The organism is Microbacterium sp. Z11_20 (assembly GCF_057197605.1).
The window spans coordinates 178,470-193,550 of sequence record NZ_JBXVOQ010000003.1 but is presented as its reverse complement, the minus strand read 5'-3'; the positions used below and the strand labels follow the sequence as shown (position 1 = coordinate 193,550).

At 72.5% G+C, this 15,081-nt stretch carries 9 protein-coding genes; all 9 read right to left on the bottom strand.

Going from position 1 to position 15,081, the window contains the following annotated elements:
* Positions 1-44: 44 nt before the first annotated feature.
* Positions 45-515, bottom strand: a complete 471-nt coding sequence (gene rpsG / locus AC2DFQ_RS08930; RefSeq protein WP_484510389.1) for a 30S ribosomal protein S7 — start codon at positions 513-515, stop codon at positions 45-47.
* Between the two features lie 5 nt (positions 516-520).
* Positions 521-889, bottom strand: a complete 369-nt coding sequence (rpsL, locus tag AC2DFQ_RS08925; protein WP_484510388.1) for a 30S ribosomal protein S12 — start codon at positions 887-889, stop codon at positions 521-523.
* 241 nt (positions 890-1,130) lie between these two features.
* Positions 1,131-1,673, bottom strand: a complete 543-nt coding sequence (locus AC2DFQ_RS08920; RefSeq protein ID WP_484533649.1) for a hypothetical protein — start codon at positions 1,671-1,673, stop codon at positions 1,131-1,133.
* 13 nt (positions 1,674-1,686) lie between these two features.
* The gene (locus tag AC2DFQ_RS08915) at positions 1,687-3,042 is read right to left on the bottom strand and encodes a DUF5684 domain-containing protein (protein WP_484533648.1); all 1,356 of its coding nucleotides are present in this window, start codon (positions 3,040-3,042) and stop codon (positions 1,687-1,689) included.
* The gene (locus AC2DFQ_RS08910; protein WP_484533647.1) at positions 3,039-5,507 is read right to left on the bottom strand and encodes a transglutaminase TgpA family protein; all 2,469 of its coding nucleotides are present in this window, start codon (positions 5,505-5,507) and stop codon (positions 3,039-3,041) included. The genes AC2DFQ_RS08915 and AC2DFQ_RS08910 overlap by 4 nt, the downstream gene beginning before the upstream one ends.
* Positions 5,504-6,874, bottom strand: coding sequence for a DUF58 domain-containing protein (locus AC2DFQ_RS08905; RefSeq protein ID WP_484533646.1), 1,371 nt, complete (start codon positions 6,872-6,874; stop codon positions 5,504-5,506). Before AC2DFQ_RS08905 ends, AC2DFQ_RS08910 begins: the two co-directional genes overlap by 4 nt.
* Complete coding sequence (locus AC2DFQ_RS08900) at positions 6,871-7,836, bottom strand: AAA family ATPase (protein ID WP_484533645.1); 966 nt, start codon at positions 7,834-7,836, stop codon at positions 6,871-6,873. Before AC2DFQ_RS08900 ends, AC2DFQ_RS08905 begins: the two co-directional genes overlap by 4 nt.
* 31 nt (positions 7,837-7,867) lie before the next feature.
* Positions 7,868-13,825 (bottom strand): Ig-like domain-containing protein, encoded by a 5,958-nt coding sequence (locus AC2DFQ_RS08895; RefSeq protein WP_484533644.1) that lies wholly within the window; start codon positions 13,823-13,825, stop codon positions 7,868-7,870.
* Positions 13,825-14,958, bottom strand: coding sequence for a serine/threonine-protein kinase (locus AC2DFQ_RS08890; protein WP_484533643.1), 1,134 nt, complete (start codon positions 14,956-14,958; stop codon positions 13,825-13,827). Before AC2DFQ_RS08890 ends, AC2DFQ_RS08895 begins: the two co-directional genes overlap by 1 nt.
* Positions 14,959-15,081: the final 123 nt, after the last annotated feature.

Sequence of the window (15,081 nt, the reverse complement as noted above, 5' to 3'; positions counted from 1 at the left end):
ATCCGGCCGGGGACAGTGTCCCCGGCCGGATGCAGAAAAGCTGTTTACCAGCGGTAGTGCGCGAACGCGCGGTTCGACTCGGCCATCTTGTGAGTGTCTTCGCGGCGCTTCACCGCGGCACCCAGGCCGTTCGAGGCATCCAGGATCTCGTTCTGGAGGCGCTCAGTCATGGTCTTCTCACGGCGGCCCTTCGCGTAGCTGACGAGCCAGCGCAGCGCGAGCGTGTTGGCGCGGTGAGGCTTGACCTCGACCGGCACCTGGTAGGTCGAGCCACCGACGCGGCGGCTCTTGACCTCGAGGGTGGGGCGCACGTTGTCGAGCGCCTTCTTGAGGGTGGCGACGGCGTCCTGGCTGTTCTTGGCCTCGACGCCGCGGAGCGCGGTGTACACGATCGATTCGGCGATGGACTTCTTGCCATCGACGAGGATCTTGTTCACGAGCTGCGTGACGATCGGAGCGCCGTAGACGGGATCGTTGACAACGGGACGCTTGGGAGCGGGACCCTTACGAGGCATCTAACTCAACCCTTCTTGGCGCCGTAGCGGCTGCGAGCCTGCTTACGGTTCTTGACGGCCTGGGTGTCGAGCGCACCGCGGACGATCTTGTAACGGACACCGGGGAGGTCTTTCACACGACCGCCGCGGACGAGCACGAGCGAGTGCTCCTGCAGGTTGTGGCCCTCACCGGGGATGTACGCGGTGACCTCGGCGCCGTTGCGCAGCTTGACACGGGCGACCTTGCGCATCGCCGAGTTCGGCTTCTTGGGCGTGGTCGTGTACACGCGGGTGCAGACGCCGGCCTGCTGCGGGTTCGACTTCAGCGCGGGAGCCTTGGTCTTCGAGACCTTCGGCGCACGCCCCTTGCGAACCAACTGCTGAATGGTTGGCACGTTCTCTCCTTGATAATGCTGCACGGTGACAGCCGTGTGGTTTCACCACAGACCCGCCGGCGCGCCCGGAAATCCGGCGCGTTCTGGTGGTGGGTATGCCGTGGGGGTGGCCTGTTCGCAGGCCGTTTCCCTGAGATGCAGCGCCGGCTCGCCTGCAGCGGCCGAGGCACGACGCAGAGCGCGCACGTGCGCACACCTACTTAATGATACGCGCCTGGCCGGGGGGTGGCAAACCTGCGGTTCAGCCCACAGCGAGCACGAGGACGAGCACCGCCACGGCGAGGGCGGTGAACGCGCCTGCCCCCGCCACGAGCATCCAGACGAGGCGGCGTCCGCGGCGACCGCGCGAAACCCCCGCCGCATCGCCGGCCGGATGCTGCGGCGCCCGTCGTGCGGCAGGTCGTCGCTCCACGATCTCCGGCTCGGGAGGGCGCGGGCGATAGATCTCGCGCGACCCCGCGTCGGGCACCTGCGCCACGCGTCGCCCCTCGGCGGGGGCCTGCGGAACGGGGCGGGCACCGGGGGGCAGGGCGCGGCCGGCGGCCGGGGGCAGGGCGCGGCCGCCGGTGGCACGGGGGCCGGTGGCCTCCTCGGGCGCACCGTCGGCTTCGTCCGGTCGGGGCGGAAGCGGCTCTCCGCCGCGGCGGCGCGGGCCGGCCGGTTGGCGCGCGGCGAGGGTGGTGGCATCGTCGAGGTCGGCGTCCGGGTCCGGTTCGGCGGCGGGCCAGCCCCGAAGACGCCCCGCCCAGATCGTGACGTCGTCCTCGTCCTCGCGCTCATTCACCGCCCGATCCGCCTCACGTGTCGCTGCGGCGCAGACGCACCTCGGCGTCGCCGAGGAAGAACCGCTCGCCGGCTTCGAGCTCCTGCCCGGGCTGCGCCTCGACCTCCGTGCCCATGAGGGTGGCGAACAGCACGCCGTTGGTGGATCCGAGGTCGGTGACGAACCAGGTCTCGCCGCGCAGTTCCAGCCGCGCGTGGGTCTTGGAGACGGTCCGCGTCTCGTCGGGGATCGACACCAGTTGCGCGTCGGGATACGCCGGGTCAGGCGCCGGGCGGCGACCGAGGATGACCACGTCCGAGGCGATCTCGATGGGCGAGCCGATCGGCGGCACGAGCGTCCACGGCGTGCGACGCCGCTTGGCGATGATCGTCTGATCGATGGGCTCGTCGTCGTCGACGTCGGGGCCGACCTCGTCATCGGGGATCTCGGGCTGCGCGTACAACGCCGACACGGAGGAGCGCGCAGAACGCGGCGCACCGGCATCGGGGGCACCGACGACGGCCGAGATCGCTTCGGAGGGCTCGGGGAAGCTGTCATCCGGCGCGTGCCGATCCGCCGACCACGGCTCGCGCTCTTCGGCGACCGGCGGCGGAGCGGGGACGCTCTCCACCGGAGCGGGAGCGGGTGCCGGCGGCGGGGCCGACCGCGTTCCCGGCACCGAGGAGATGGGGACGACCGGCTCGCCGGGTGCGGTCGGCGTGGGGGGAACCGGCGGGGGCGTGAACGAACCGGAGCGGCGCGGCGCGGGCTCCAGGCGGTCTCCGGGATCCACGGCGCTGTCCTCGACCTCGCGGTCCAGCGTCGGCACGACGCGCGCAACGGGCTCGGACGGGAAGGCGGGGGCCCAGGACGCCGGCTCGGCGGCCGGTGCGGCCGAGGGGGCTCGCGCCGGTCCGAGGGGCGGGACGGGCGGGGGCTGCGCCGAGGGCGTCCACCCGCCCACGAGGGGCGGCGCCGGCGGCGCGGGGGGTGCCGCCGCACGAGCGGGACCCCCGGCGGGCGCCCCGATCCAGCGGGCCGAGCCGAACCCCAGGACGCTCGCCCAGATGAGGAACAGCAGCGCGGCGAGCACCGTCATCCCGCCGCCGTACCCGAAGGAGCGGTTGATCCGATGCGCCGAGATCACGATCAGCACCCAGACGGCGAGCTGACCGAGAACCGGGATGAGCACCAGCAGGATGAGCCACGGGGAGAATGCGCCCAGCTGCAGCACGATGGCCTGGTTGAGGAACGGCACCCAGCCCTTCCACCCCTGTTCGCCGGCCTTGCGGAACAGCGCCGCCAATGCGAGCGCCATCCAGACGTATAGGACGATGGCGAGGACGACCGAGGTCACTCCCAGCGCGATCGTGATGCTTTCCGTGTTCATGACGTTGTGCGCCCGCGACCGACGGCCCGGCGCTTCCCCCTCTCAACGATGCGCGACTTCCCCGTCGACGCCTGCGGCGCCACGAGGCGCACGAACGATCTCAACGATACGGCCGCGAGGATGCTCCGCCGGAGCCCCCCGCCGCGGGTCAGGGCGCGTCGCTCCGCCTCCACGATGCGCCAGAACTCCTCCGCGTCGTCCTCGGTGGTGTTCTGGCCCGAGAAAACGGCGCGGTCGGCGACGGACGCCAGGTGCGCGCCGGCGGCCGTGCCGAATGCGGCGGCGACCTCCGGCCTGGTTCCGGTGGGAGGTGCCGGGCGTCGCGCATCCACCCCGGCGTCGACGTACTCGTCCCATCCGCCGGCGATGCTGCGTGCCGGCTCGGCGGCGCGGCGGCGACCACGACGGCGGAGCGCCTTCGCGGCGACGACGAGGAGGAAAGGGCCGAGCAGCACGAGGAGGACGAGGAGGACGAGGCCCGTGATGCGCAGGATCGGCCACAGCCACGACAGATCCCATCCCGCGGGGTCGTCGTCGTCGTCGTCGCGCGCGGTATCGTCCTGCACCGGCTCGGGCGGAACGACCTCCTCGACGCTGTCGGGGCGCACTTCGGTGACGTTCTCCGGATCGCGCTGCTCGGTCACTTCCAGGCTCGGCGCCTGCGTCCACTGGGGGGTGACGTCGATGGGGATCCAGGCACCGTCGTCGGAGAGCACCTCGGTCCAGGCGGAGAGGTCGCGAGCCCGGCACTGTCCGCCCTCGCACGTGACGACGCCCGGGTCGGCGGCGGTCAGCCGTGCACCGACGACCACGCGGGCGGGAAACCCCAGTTCCCCGGCGATGAGCGCGGTCGCCACGGCGAACTGCTCGTCGTCGCCGACGGCGGCGACGTAGTTGCCGGACTGTTCGGCGCGGGGATCGCTCTCGCGCTCCAGGAGACGGGAGAACATCGTGTCGATGCGCGCGAGGGAGTGCCCCGCGGCGCTGGGCTGGAACCGGTACCCGGTGAGAGACGTCATCCACGACGGCGGCGCCTCCTCCGACACCGACAGCGCGTGGCTGAGGAATCCGCGGTCGCGGAGCAGCCCGACCAGCCCGGCCAGCGCCGCCCCGTCCGACCCGGTGGCGTGCTGTTCGACCCACCTCCGGAGGTTGTCGGGCGCCTCAGGGCCGGTGGGGTCACCGCCGGGCGCATCGACGGCGGCCAGCTCCCGCGGCGACGGGTCCACGGCACGCAGCCGGTACGAGTCACCCGGGCGGAGGCCCCCGTCGGCCGTCACGACGCCGGCCTGACCGGCGGCACTGTAGAAGAACCGGTCGGCCAGCGCGGCCGCACGCTCGCCGGAGAAATCGACGGCGACGAGCCGGCCCGCGGTGGGCACCCAGATGCCCTGGAGATCCTCCACGGTCACGTCGACGTCGACCGGGCGCCCCTCCCCCGCGTCCAGCGTCGAGGGCACGCGGACGAACGTCGGGGTATCCGCCTCCCCGCCGGCGCGGAAGGTCTCCCCGTCGTAGGCGTCCAGCGTCGCCACCCGCACACGCTCGGGCATCGGCCCGTCACCGGAGACACGGAACAGCACCTCGTCGGAGCGGTCGGCGGCGAAGAGCGACCGGTATTCGGCGAGCGGACTCACGGCAGCGGCGATGTCGCGCTCGGGGCCGGCGACCGAGCGGAGGACATCACGGTCGGCGCCGCGGGCCATCCACGGCACGACGGCCACCGCGCCCACGAGCGCGACGACGACCATCCCTGCACCCAGGGCCGTGCGGCGGCGATCGGTGCGGGAGGGTCGCCGCGACACGCGCACGCCGCTCGCCGACGCCGCGCGGTGAAGCGCCCGCACCCGCTCGTCGTGCGTGCGCCACGCGAGCCACAGGAGCGCCGAGACGAGGCCGGCGGCGCCGAGTGCCGTCTCCACCGGTGCGTGCAGCGCGAACGTCCCCACCGGCAGCGGATCGCTGACGGCCGTGCGCCCGAAGAAGAGCCCGAACGCCAGCATCCCGAAGCCCACCGGCACCGCCGCGACGGCCCAGTGGTCCGCCCGCCACGACAGCATCAGGGCGAGGCAGGTGCCGACGAGGAAGACCACGAGGGCGGGGACGAGCAGGTTGCGGTAGGCGCCGACGGGGAGGTCGACGGTGACGAGGTCCTTCCACGCGAGGACGACGCCCACGGCCGCGTCGCCGAGTCCCCGCACGATCTCGAGCGGTCCGCCCAGTCGCGAGGGCACGGCCAGCGGCACGGACAGCACCCCGAAGGCGGCGGCGAGGAGTCCCGTTGCGACCCAGCCTCCCCACCGGCGCCAGGACACGGCGGCGGCGATCGCCGCGCCGACGACCGACGCCACCACCGCGAGGACGACGAACGCCCCCGAGGCGTAGATCGGCCAGGCGGCGATCGCGGCGAGAACGACCGTGACGCCCACCGAGAGCGACCCGCCCACCGCCCGCCGCGCGTTCACGACGTGGCCCCGCGGAGGAGGAGTCCGGAGAGGTCCTCGGTGGTTCCCACGGTGAGCACGGAAATGCCCGACAGCGCCCGCATCCGCGGGTGGGCGCGCTCGTCGCACACCACGGCGACGACGGTGGTGTCGACCGGGAACGCCAACGCGGCCGAGCGCAGGCGGCCGAGCGCCACGAGCGAGCCGACGACCACGAACGCGATCGACAGGCGTTCGTTCGCCTCGGAGGTCAGGCGGCAGACGTCCTCGACGCTCATCGTGTTCTCGAGGCGTTCGACGGCGCTGAAGCCGTCGAGCATCGCCCGCGGGGAGACGGTGGGGACGTGGGAGATGGCACGCAGGCGCCCGCGGACGACGCGGGGGATCTCCGAGCCGGTGACGATGTCGAGGTCGCGCGCGTCACGGACGGCGCGCAGCCCCAGGGACGCGGCGGCGCTGACGGCCAGCTCGAACTCGTCGGCGTCGGCGTACTCCTGCTGCGCGGTGGCGAGGACCACGGCCATCCGGGAGCGGCGGGACTCCTCGAACTGCCGCACCATCAGCTGGCCGGTCTTCGCGGTGGATTTCCAGTGGATCTGACGTCGCGCATCACCCGGCGCGTATTCGCGGATGGCGTGGAACGACATGTCGGCGTTCACGAGCCGCCGGGTGGGGTTGCCCTCGAGGTCGCGGATCAGCCCGGCGCTCGTGGAGGGGAGGAGCACCGTGCGCGGATGCACGAACAGCTCATGCACGTCCTGGAAGGCGTGCTCGCGGCGCAGCAGCCCGATCGGGTCGCTGCGGACGGTGGTGACCGGTCCCACGCGCACGACGCCGCGCGGAAGCGCCGGGATCTCCAGCGGCTGGGCGACGGTGTGCCCCGGGCGGAGGAGCGGTACACCGAATTCGACCAGTCCGCGGCCGACGGGGATGTCCAGGCGCCCGGGGAGCGCGATCCGCCGCCCGTCGTTGCGGACGACGACCTCTCCCTCCACGCCCTCCCCCGCGACGATGCGTTCGTGCGCGAGGGTGAGATCGACGTCGTACGCGCGGGCGCCGAAGAGGAACGGCACGCTCATGGCGAGCAGCAGCAGCGACACCGCGCCCGCCACCATCCACTCGACCCACCCGAACAGCATCCCGAGTGCGAGCCCCGCCGTGGCAGCCACCGCCACGAGCGCGCCGGCCGGCCGCACCGTGCGCGCGCACCATCGCACCGCCGCCGCGGCCCACGCCACGATCGCCCGCCATGCCGCGCTCGCCCACACCGCGGCGCGCACGAGCGCACGCCCGCGTCGTGCCGTCGTGGTCGCCGACGTGACCGACGAGCGTGTGGTCGCGCCGGTGACGGCGGACGTGCGGGTGAAGCGCGACTCGGTCGAACTCATACGGCCTCGCGTTGCAGGGGCGGGGCCACATCCAGCAGCACCTGGCCGATGACCGCCTCCTGGGTGACGCCGTCGAACTCCGCCTCGGGGTGGAGGATCAGGCGGTGCGAGAGCACGGCGACGGCGAGCGCCTTAACGTCCTCGGGCGTGACATAGGTCCGCCCCTGCGAGACGGCGCGGGTGCGTGAGGCACGGGTGAGGGCGAGGGCGCCGCGGATGCTGACGCCCAGGCGCACCTCGTCGGCCGAGCGCGTGGCATCCACGAGCCGCGCGATGTAATCCAGCACGAGGGCGTCGACGTACGTGTCGGCGGCGAGGTCGGCCATCCCGACGAGGGCCTGGGGCGTGATCACGGGAGACAGCTCGTCGGTGGCGAGCGCCGCGCCGTCGAGGATGCGGACGGTGGCGGCGTGGTCGGGGTACCCCAGTGACGTGCGCATCAGGAAGCGGTCGAGCTGCGCCTCAGGGAGCCGGTAGGTGCCGGCCTGCTCGATGGGGTTCTGCGTGGCGAGGACGAGGAAGGGCACGCCGACGGGCCGGGTGACGCCGTCCACCGTGACATGCGCCTCCTCCATGACCTCCAGGAGCGCGGACTGGGTCTTCGGGCTCGCGCGGTTGATCTCGTCGGCCAGCACGATGTTCGCGAAGATCGGGCCGGAGTGGAACTCGAACTGCCCGGTCTTCTGGTCGTAGACGGTGATGCCGGTGATGTCGCCGGGGAGGAGGTCGGGCGTGAACTGGATGCGGGTGTTCGTTCCCTGCACCGACTGCCCGATCGCGCGAGCCAGCGACGTCTTCCCGGTGCCGGGGACGTCTTCCAGGAGCACATGACCGTCGCTGAGCATCGCGGTGAGCACCAGCTCGACGACGTGGCGCTTGCCGAGGACGGCCCGCTCGACGTTGTCGGCGATCTGCGCGAAGGTCGTGGCGAACCAGGTCGCCTGCTCCTGGGTGAGGGTCATCGGTGCGGTCCTTCTGTGGGAGTTGCGTGGGTCATGGGGCGGGCGGGGGCGGAGGCGGGTCTTCCGGTGGAAGATTCGGATCGCAGCGGGTGGTAGAGGCGTGACCGGGGGCGTCGTTCAGCCCCCACTGCCCGACGGAAGCGGTCACCGGGATGTTCTCAACCCGGACGGCGCCCTCCGGAACAGTGCCGGCGGTGGACGGGATGAGAAGCACCCCGCGCGCATCGAAATATCGGATGAGGACGGACTGGGTGTCGGCCGTCACCGTGCCCGGTCCCGCCGTCTTGCCGACCGCGAGCGGTGAGCCGCCGATGCAACTGGTCACGCCCCACTCGATCGCTACTTGGTACGGCGCGCTCCCGGCTGCTGGCGTCACCGCCACCCATCCGGAGGGCTGCCAACCCTCCTCCTCCCGCACGTAACGCACGGTGATCCCGGGGTCGCTGTTGAAGATGCTGGCGGGCCAGCCGGAGAACTGCGGCCGGTAGCCGCGCGGGATCCGGTCGTCCGATCGAGGCTCGCTGATCCGCCACTCGGCGCGCTGGGAGGACACATCCGCGCGCGAGTTCACCGCGTACTGCCATCCCCGCGGGTCGCGCGCGATCTGAATGCGAATCGAGCTGCGCGTATCGGCGTCTCCGAAGCGCTGACCGTTGCGTTCCGACGCCACGCATGCGACGTACTCGGCCACGTCGCCCGTTTCGAGGCCGCTGAACTCCTCTGAATAGGCAGGGGAACCGGCCGCGTGCGGGTCGCACCGCCCCGCCTGGTTCGCGGGAACGATGTCGAAGAGCAGACGAGAGCCGGCGCCGTTCGTATCCGCTCGCGCGATGGCGGTGACCGCGGCGCGGTCATCGCCGGTCGACCGAGCCACGAGCTCCAAGGACAGGTTGTTCGGCGCGCCGATGCCGTTGGCCGTGATCGCGCGGGCCGCACCCGACGGAGCACCGCCGAGGCCAGGCGGCGTGTTGAAACGCGAGTGCGGTGTGACGGACACGGTCGTCGCCGCATTCGAGCCGAGGTCGAAGCGATCGACCGAAACAGCGTCCTGCCCTGGTTGCACTGCGACGTCCCGTGTCACGTTCGTCGCGCTCTGGATCCGCAGGAAACCGGTCTGAGCTGAATCAATGCCGCCTATCCGCAGTGAGATGACACCGCCGACGTCACCGTTGGGCACGGGCTCCCAATCGATACTTGCGGGGGTCGCCGGTGTCGCGTACGCCCACGCCGTCGTGCGCACGCTCGCGCGCGATTCGCCGACGGCGTTCACGGCCCACGCCTCGTACACGCGCTGCTCGCCGTTGGGAGCGGTGATCACCGGGCACGCGCCGTCGGCGGAGCAGCGCGTCACCTCGGCGCCGGCGCTGCGGACCACGAAGCCCGACAACCCCGGGTAGGCCAGGCGCGCCTCGCCCGCATCCACGCGAAGGGTCACGGTGCCGTCGCCGTAGGCGGTCTGGCGGATGCTGGCGGGAGCCTTCGGGTACCCCTGGAGATCGAGCAGGATGCGTCCGTCGCGCTCGGAGGCGGTGGTGCGCCCCTGCGCGTCGCGCACCGAGAAGGATGCCGTGCAGGTCGCCCCCGGGGCATCCGGTGTCCACGAGGCCGTCACCGCGGAGGCGGAGGCGACACGGAAGCTCACGCCCGCGCACGCTCCGGTGGGCCGGACGTCGACGACTTCGAGGGGCGTGCGCGGCAGCGGGTTGACCTCCCCGCCCGCGCCGATGACCGTCAGGGTGCAGGAGACGCCCGCAGCCTGCGAGCACTGCTGCGTCACGGCTCCACCCTGCGGGAGGGTCGACGGCGCCGCGCCGACCCTGAGCACGAGGCGGGCCGGGGCGACCGACGGATGACTGGTGACGCCTACGAGAGCCGCCGTTTCGGTGCCGGGTACCGCGCGGTCAGCGCCCACGACTGTCACGATCGATCCGGCCAGCGACACCTCGAAGGCGCCGCCGGCGGGTTCGAGGCTGTACTGGATGGCGTCCCAGTCCTCGCGCGCGAGCTGCCACGTCGTCATGTTGCGCAGATCGAACGTCGCCGTCTCCCCCGGCCCGACGGTGAGGGACCCGGGGCGGAGCTCCGGCTGCGGATCGCGTGCGACCACGGCGAGAGGCACCGAGACGGAGGTCCACTCGTCGGTGCCGGCCAGGCGCACGGGCACCTGGCACGAGTCCGTCCACGGCGCTCCCGCTCCCGCGTCGTAGCGCACGCGCGTGCCCGATTCCCGCGCGCACACCGCGTCGGGGCGCGCTCCCGAGGCGCGCACGTCGTCGCCGACCTCGAGGGTGGCATCGCGCGGCAGCGCGACGAGGTCGTCCATGTCGAACGCCACCGACTCGAGCTCGGGCACTTCCTGGGGCGGGGTGCCGGTGCGCAGGGCAAGGTCCAGGTCGTCGTCGCCGGGGACCCGGAGGAAGGCGTAGGTCGTGATCTCGTCGTCGCCCACCGTGGCGGTGACGGCGAACGGGATGACGCGCGTGGAGGCCGGTAGCGCACCGCTCAGCCGGCGCCCGCCCACCTGCACGCCCTCCGGCTGGCCCCACAGGCTCACCTCGAGGTCGTCGACCTCACCGCGCGACCATGTCGCCTTGCCGGTGAGCACGTCCACCCCCGACTCGAACTCGTCGCGGTTCTCCACCGACAGCACGGTGTCGGCGACGATCGGGTAATCGGGCACGCTCTCCCGGACGACCCGGACGACGATGAGGCCGCGGCCGGTGTTGCCCGAGTCGGACTCGACGTCGTACAGGAACGACATCGTCGCGGGAGCCTCGCCGGCCGCCAGCACCACCCCGGTGTCGCTGGTGGAGAGGATGTGCTCCGCAAGGCGCGCGTGCTCGGCATTCTCGCTGCCGTCCGAGAGCACCTCGGGCAGGTCGGGCCGGACGTCGGTGAGCCGCAGAGCGCCCTGGGTGGGATCGATGTCGTTGGCGAGGGGGCTGACCCGGATGGTGTTGTCTTCGCCGGCTTGCACTTCGACGTAGTCGGTGAAGGTCACCGGGCTCGGGTTCGCCTCCGTGTCGAGCACGCCGATGCGGACGGTCCCCTCGCCCGTCTCCCCCGCGGCATCCTCGACGCGGTAGCGGAAGGACACCTGGCCGCGGTCTCCCGGGAGCGCCGAGTAGACGATGGACGCGCCGTCGGCCGAGATCGTGGCCGAGCCGCGCGCGGGCTGCTCGAGGATGCGGTCCAGGGTGACCACGTCGCCGTCGGGGTCCATTCCGAAACCGTCGAACTCGACGGCGGTGGTGCCTCCGCTGAGCACCCGCCCCTCGAGGGTGTGCGGGGAGGGGGCGCGGTTCTCGTCCTCGGGGAGGACTCGGATGCGGACCGTGGCGGTGTCGCGGAGCGAGGGCGAGCCCGTCGTATAGACGGAGTAGTCCACGCCGTAGTCGCCGGGCTCGGCCGGAGCCAGATAGCGCAGCACACCGGCGGAGGCGAAGGCGAGGGCGTCGGGCGAGCTCGAGGTCACCGACGACGGGTCCAGGCTCGGGCGACCACCGGCCGGGGAGATGTCGTTGTCGAGCACCGGGATGTCGATCTGCGAGCCCGCGCGGACCGTCACGGCATCGTCGACGGCGATCGGGGCGATCTCCGGCGCGGGAGGCAGCAGGTAGACCGTGGCCTCCCCGACCACGCGCGCGCCGGCGTCCTCGGTGCCGTCGCTGACGGTGTACGCCACCGTGCCGAGGCGCCCAGGGGCGCCGTCGGCCGTGGTGCCCGAAACGCGGAGGTTGTTCTGCCCCACCGCATCCACCGACAGCGTCGCCCCGTCATCGGCCGTGGCCGTGACGTCGCTGAGCAGCAGCACCCGCCGCGTGGGGTTGGACACCGCGGCGAACACGTCGAGCGTCGCGTCCTGCTGCGGATGCACGAACGCGACGACCGGCGAGGTCGCCAGCTGGGCGGGTGCGTCGGCGGGGAGCACCGTGATGCGCGCCGTGCCGGTGGCATCCGTTCGCCCATCGGTCACCGTGAAGCCCACGCGGTAGGTGCCGGGCCCGGACGCGGAGAAGTCGAACGTGGTCGTGCCGCCGAGGACCGTCGCGGTGGCCGCGGCGTCGTCGAGCACCCGGACCGAGGTGACGGCGAGCGTGCCCGCGGTTCCGGTGACGTGCGGGGCGACGTCGACGGTGAGCCCGGCGCCGACGGTGTCGACGACGGCGAAGGACTGGACGGCCAGTGCAGGGTCGGGGCTCACCCGGACGAGAAGGGGTTTGGTCGAGACCTGCCCCGCCGTGTCGGCGACCGTGGCGTTCAGCTCGATCAGCTGCTCACCCCCTGACCCGTCGTCGGCGTGCTGGTACACGATGTCTCCGCCGGGGGTGGAGGCCACCGTCCCGATGCCGGAGGCGTTCTCCACCGACAGCAGCAGGAGGGGGTCGCCGTCGGGGTCCACCCATCCGGGGAGGACGGGCACGGTGACCGTCCCGCCGCGCGCGACCTCGGGGGTCGGCCATTCGACGAGGCATCCCTCCACACCGCACCACTGCGGGGCGCCGTCGCCGCCCGACACGGTGAGGGTGACGCTCGCCGGTTCCGAGCGCAACCCGTCGGCGGCGGTTCCGTCGGTCACGGCGTACTGGAAGGTCGCCGACCCGGATGCGCCGGGCTCGAGCCGCACGGCGAGACGCTGGGCGTCGTCGGTCACGGTGACCACGCCGAAGCCGGGGTCCAATCCGGTGACCGAGGCGGGGTCGACGCTGAGCACGTCTTCGTTGGGGTCGTGGTCGTTCAGCAGCACGGGCAGGGTCGCCAGGCGCCCGGCCCGCACGCCGAAGGAGTCGGCCTCGGCGATCGGAGGCTTGGGGTCGAGCACCACGCTCAGCTGTTCTTCGCTGGGGACGGCGGCCGGATCGGTGCGGTCATCCAGCGACCAGTCCTGGCTGGAGGGGACGAGCTCTCCGCCGGGGACGGTCCACACCCATCCGGTGCGCGTTTCGTTCAGGATGACGGCCTCGTCGGTGGCCACGAACACCGGTCGCCGCTCGTCGGGGATCGTCTCCGCGCCGTAGTCGAGCACCGTCTCGCGCGAGCGCGAACGCCACAGCAGTCCGCCCCCGTCGGTGGGTCCGAGCCACGCGGCGAAGACCTCGCCGTCGTGCACGACGGGAGCTGCCGGCGTACCGAGCACGGTCGCGCCGCGATCGACCTCCGCGGTGACCGTGCCGTCGCGCGAGACCGCGACCAGTCCGGTCTCGTCCGCGAGGTAGACCGCGTCGCCGTCGGGGTCTGCCTCGCCGACGCGGACGTCGCCCGACACCTCCACGGGCACCGGCTCGTCGCGGCCGCGCAGATGCACCTCGCCGGTGTCGCGGTCGATCAGCGCCCAGATATCCCCCATGGCCGTGAGGGCGGGGCTCGCCAGGTCGGCGGGCAGCGGGTCGCGGCCGCTCATCTCGCCCCGGCGCAGGTCGTAGCGCAGCACCGACTCGTCGTCCGACGAGTAGGCGAACAGCATCCCGTCGCGGTTCACCGCGAGCGCATCGGCAGTGTACGGCGGGGTGTCCTCGTCCTCGTCTTCCGTGGCGAACGGATCCACCGGCATCGTCTCGCCCGTCGACAGCCGGCCGGCGTGCACGGTACCGGAGTCGGTGCGGTAGGCCACGAAGTCGCCCGAGGTGACGACATCCGTCGTTCCCGCCGGCGTGGACGGGGACGCGCGAACGGTCTCCTCATCCAGATCCTGCGGCAGCGCCTCGTTGATGCGGGTGAGCTTGCTGAAGCTGTCGGAGAAGAGAAAAGCGCCCTCGCCCGACTGCGCCACCGAGCTGGGGTTGCTGACGCTGCGCACGGTGTCGAGTTCGCCGATGGAGGTGTTCACCCGCGCATAGCGGCGCCCCTCCCCCGTCTGCAACGCCCACACCGCCGTGTCCACCTCCGGGGTCTCCTGCGCGTCGAGCCCCGGCCAGACGATGCTCACCCCGACGATGAGGGCCACGGCTGCCGCGCCGGCGGCCACGGCCGCGATCGAGCGCTTGCGCATCAGAGGATTCCCGTCGCCAGCAGCGCCGCCACCGTCACGGCGGACGCCGCGAGGAGGGCCGCGCCCCCGAGGACCCACGGAATCACAGGACGGGCCCGCCGATCCGGCCCGGAGATGCCGGTGTCCTCATCGCGCGCGAGCGAGGCGACGCCCGTCGCCGAGCGCACCTTCCGCCGGCCGCTGTGCTCGACGGCGCTGCGCACGGGGCCGCGGAGCGAGGTGTCGGAGAAGTCCACGGGACGCGCGCCCGGACGCCACTCTTCCGCCGCGACCTCCAACGGGGTCACCGCGAGGCCCAGTTCCGCCTGCACGGCGCGCAGCGCCTCGCCGACCTCGATCGCGCTGGTGTGGCGGTGGCGCGCGTCGCGGCTCATGGTGCGGGCGAGGAGGAGCTGGAGCGACCGCGGGACATCGGCCCGGGCGATCTCGGTGTAGCTCGCGCGGGCGATACGCCGCCGCAGCTGCTCGCGGGTGTTCTGGCCGCGCTCCAGGCGCTCGAAGGGGCTGTGTCCGGCCAGGAGCGAATAGACCGTCGCCCCCAGGCTCCACACCTCGCTGGAGATCGTGCCCGCGGTCTGCTCGGCCACCACCTCGGGGGCGCTCCACGGCACGCTCATCGCGAGAACCTCATCGGCACTCTGGCGCGCGAGGGCCGAGGCGATGCCGAAGTCGGCGAGCACGGGGGTGCCGAAGGTCGTGATGAGGATGTTGCTCGGCTTCACGTCGCGGTGCACGAGGCCCGCCCGGTGCGCGGATTCGAGGGCGCTGGCCATCTTGACCCCGATCGAGAGCACTTCGGGGACGGGGATGCGCTCCACCCGGTAGCGCTGCGCGAGTGAGCCGGGGCAGAACTCCATGACGATGTAGGGCCGTCCGTCGGCGGAGATACCCGCCTGGTACACCGTGACGATCGACGGATGCGCCGACAGATGAGCCAGCACATCGGCCTCGGCGTTGAACATGCGCAGCAGGTCGGGGTCGCGCACGTCGCTGGGCAGCACCTTCACCGCGACGCTGCGGCGCGGCATGTCCTGCTCGTACAGGAACACATCGGCGAAGCCCCCCGAGCCGAGCGGCCGGATGTACGCCAGCCCCGGCAGGATCGGGGGCACAGCGGGCAGGCGTGTCGGCAACCCCGCCTCCCCCGGTCGGTATAGCCCATAGCGCCGTCGGCGGCGCATCACAGTACAAGCCCGGTCATGGTACCAACCCACCGGATCCCGCAGGAACGCGTGACGCGTCCCGAGCGCTTCCGG

What these genes read in the sequence shown, in the direction of transcription:
- rpsG (WP_484510389.1), bottom strand. Translation starts at nt 515, where the DNA reads ATGCCTCGTAAGGGTCCCGCTCCCAAGCGTCCCGTTGTCAACGATCCC.
- AC2DFQ_RS08915 (WP_484533648.1), bottom strand. Translation starts at nt 3,042, where the DNA reads ATGAACACGGAAAGCATCACGATCGCGCTGGGAGTGACCTCGGTCGTC.
- AC2DFQ_RS08905 (WP_484533646.1), bottom strand. Translation starts at nt 6,874, where the DNA reads ATGAGTTCGACCGAGTCGCGCTTCACCCGCACGTCCGCCGTCACCGGC.
- AC2DFQ_RS08900 (WP_484533645.1), bottom strand. Translation starts at nt 7,836, where the DNA reads ATGACCCTCACCCAGGAGCAGGCGACCTGGTTCGCCACGACCTTCGCG.
- AC2DFQ_RS08895 (WP_484533644.1), bottom strand. Translation starts at nt 13,825, where the DNA reads ATGCGCAAGCGCTCGATCGCGGCCGTGGCCGCCGGCGCGGCAGCCGTG.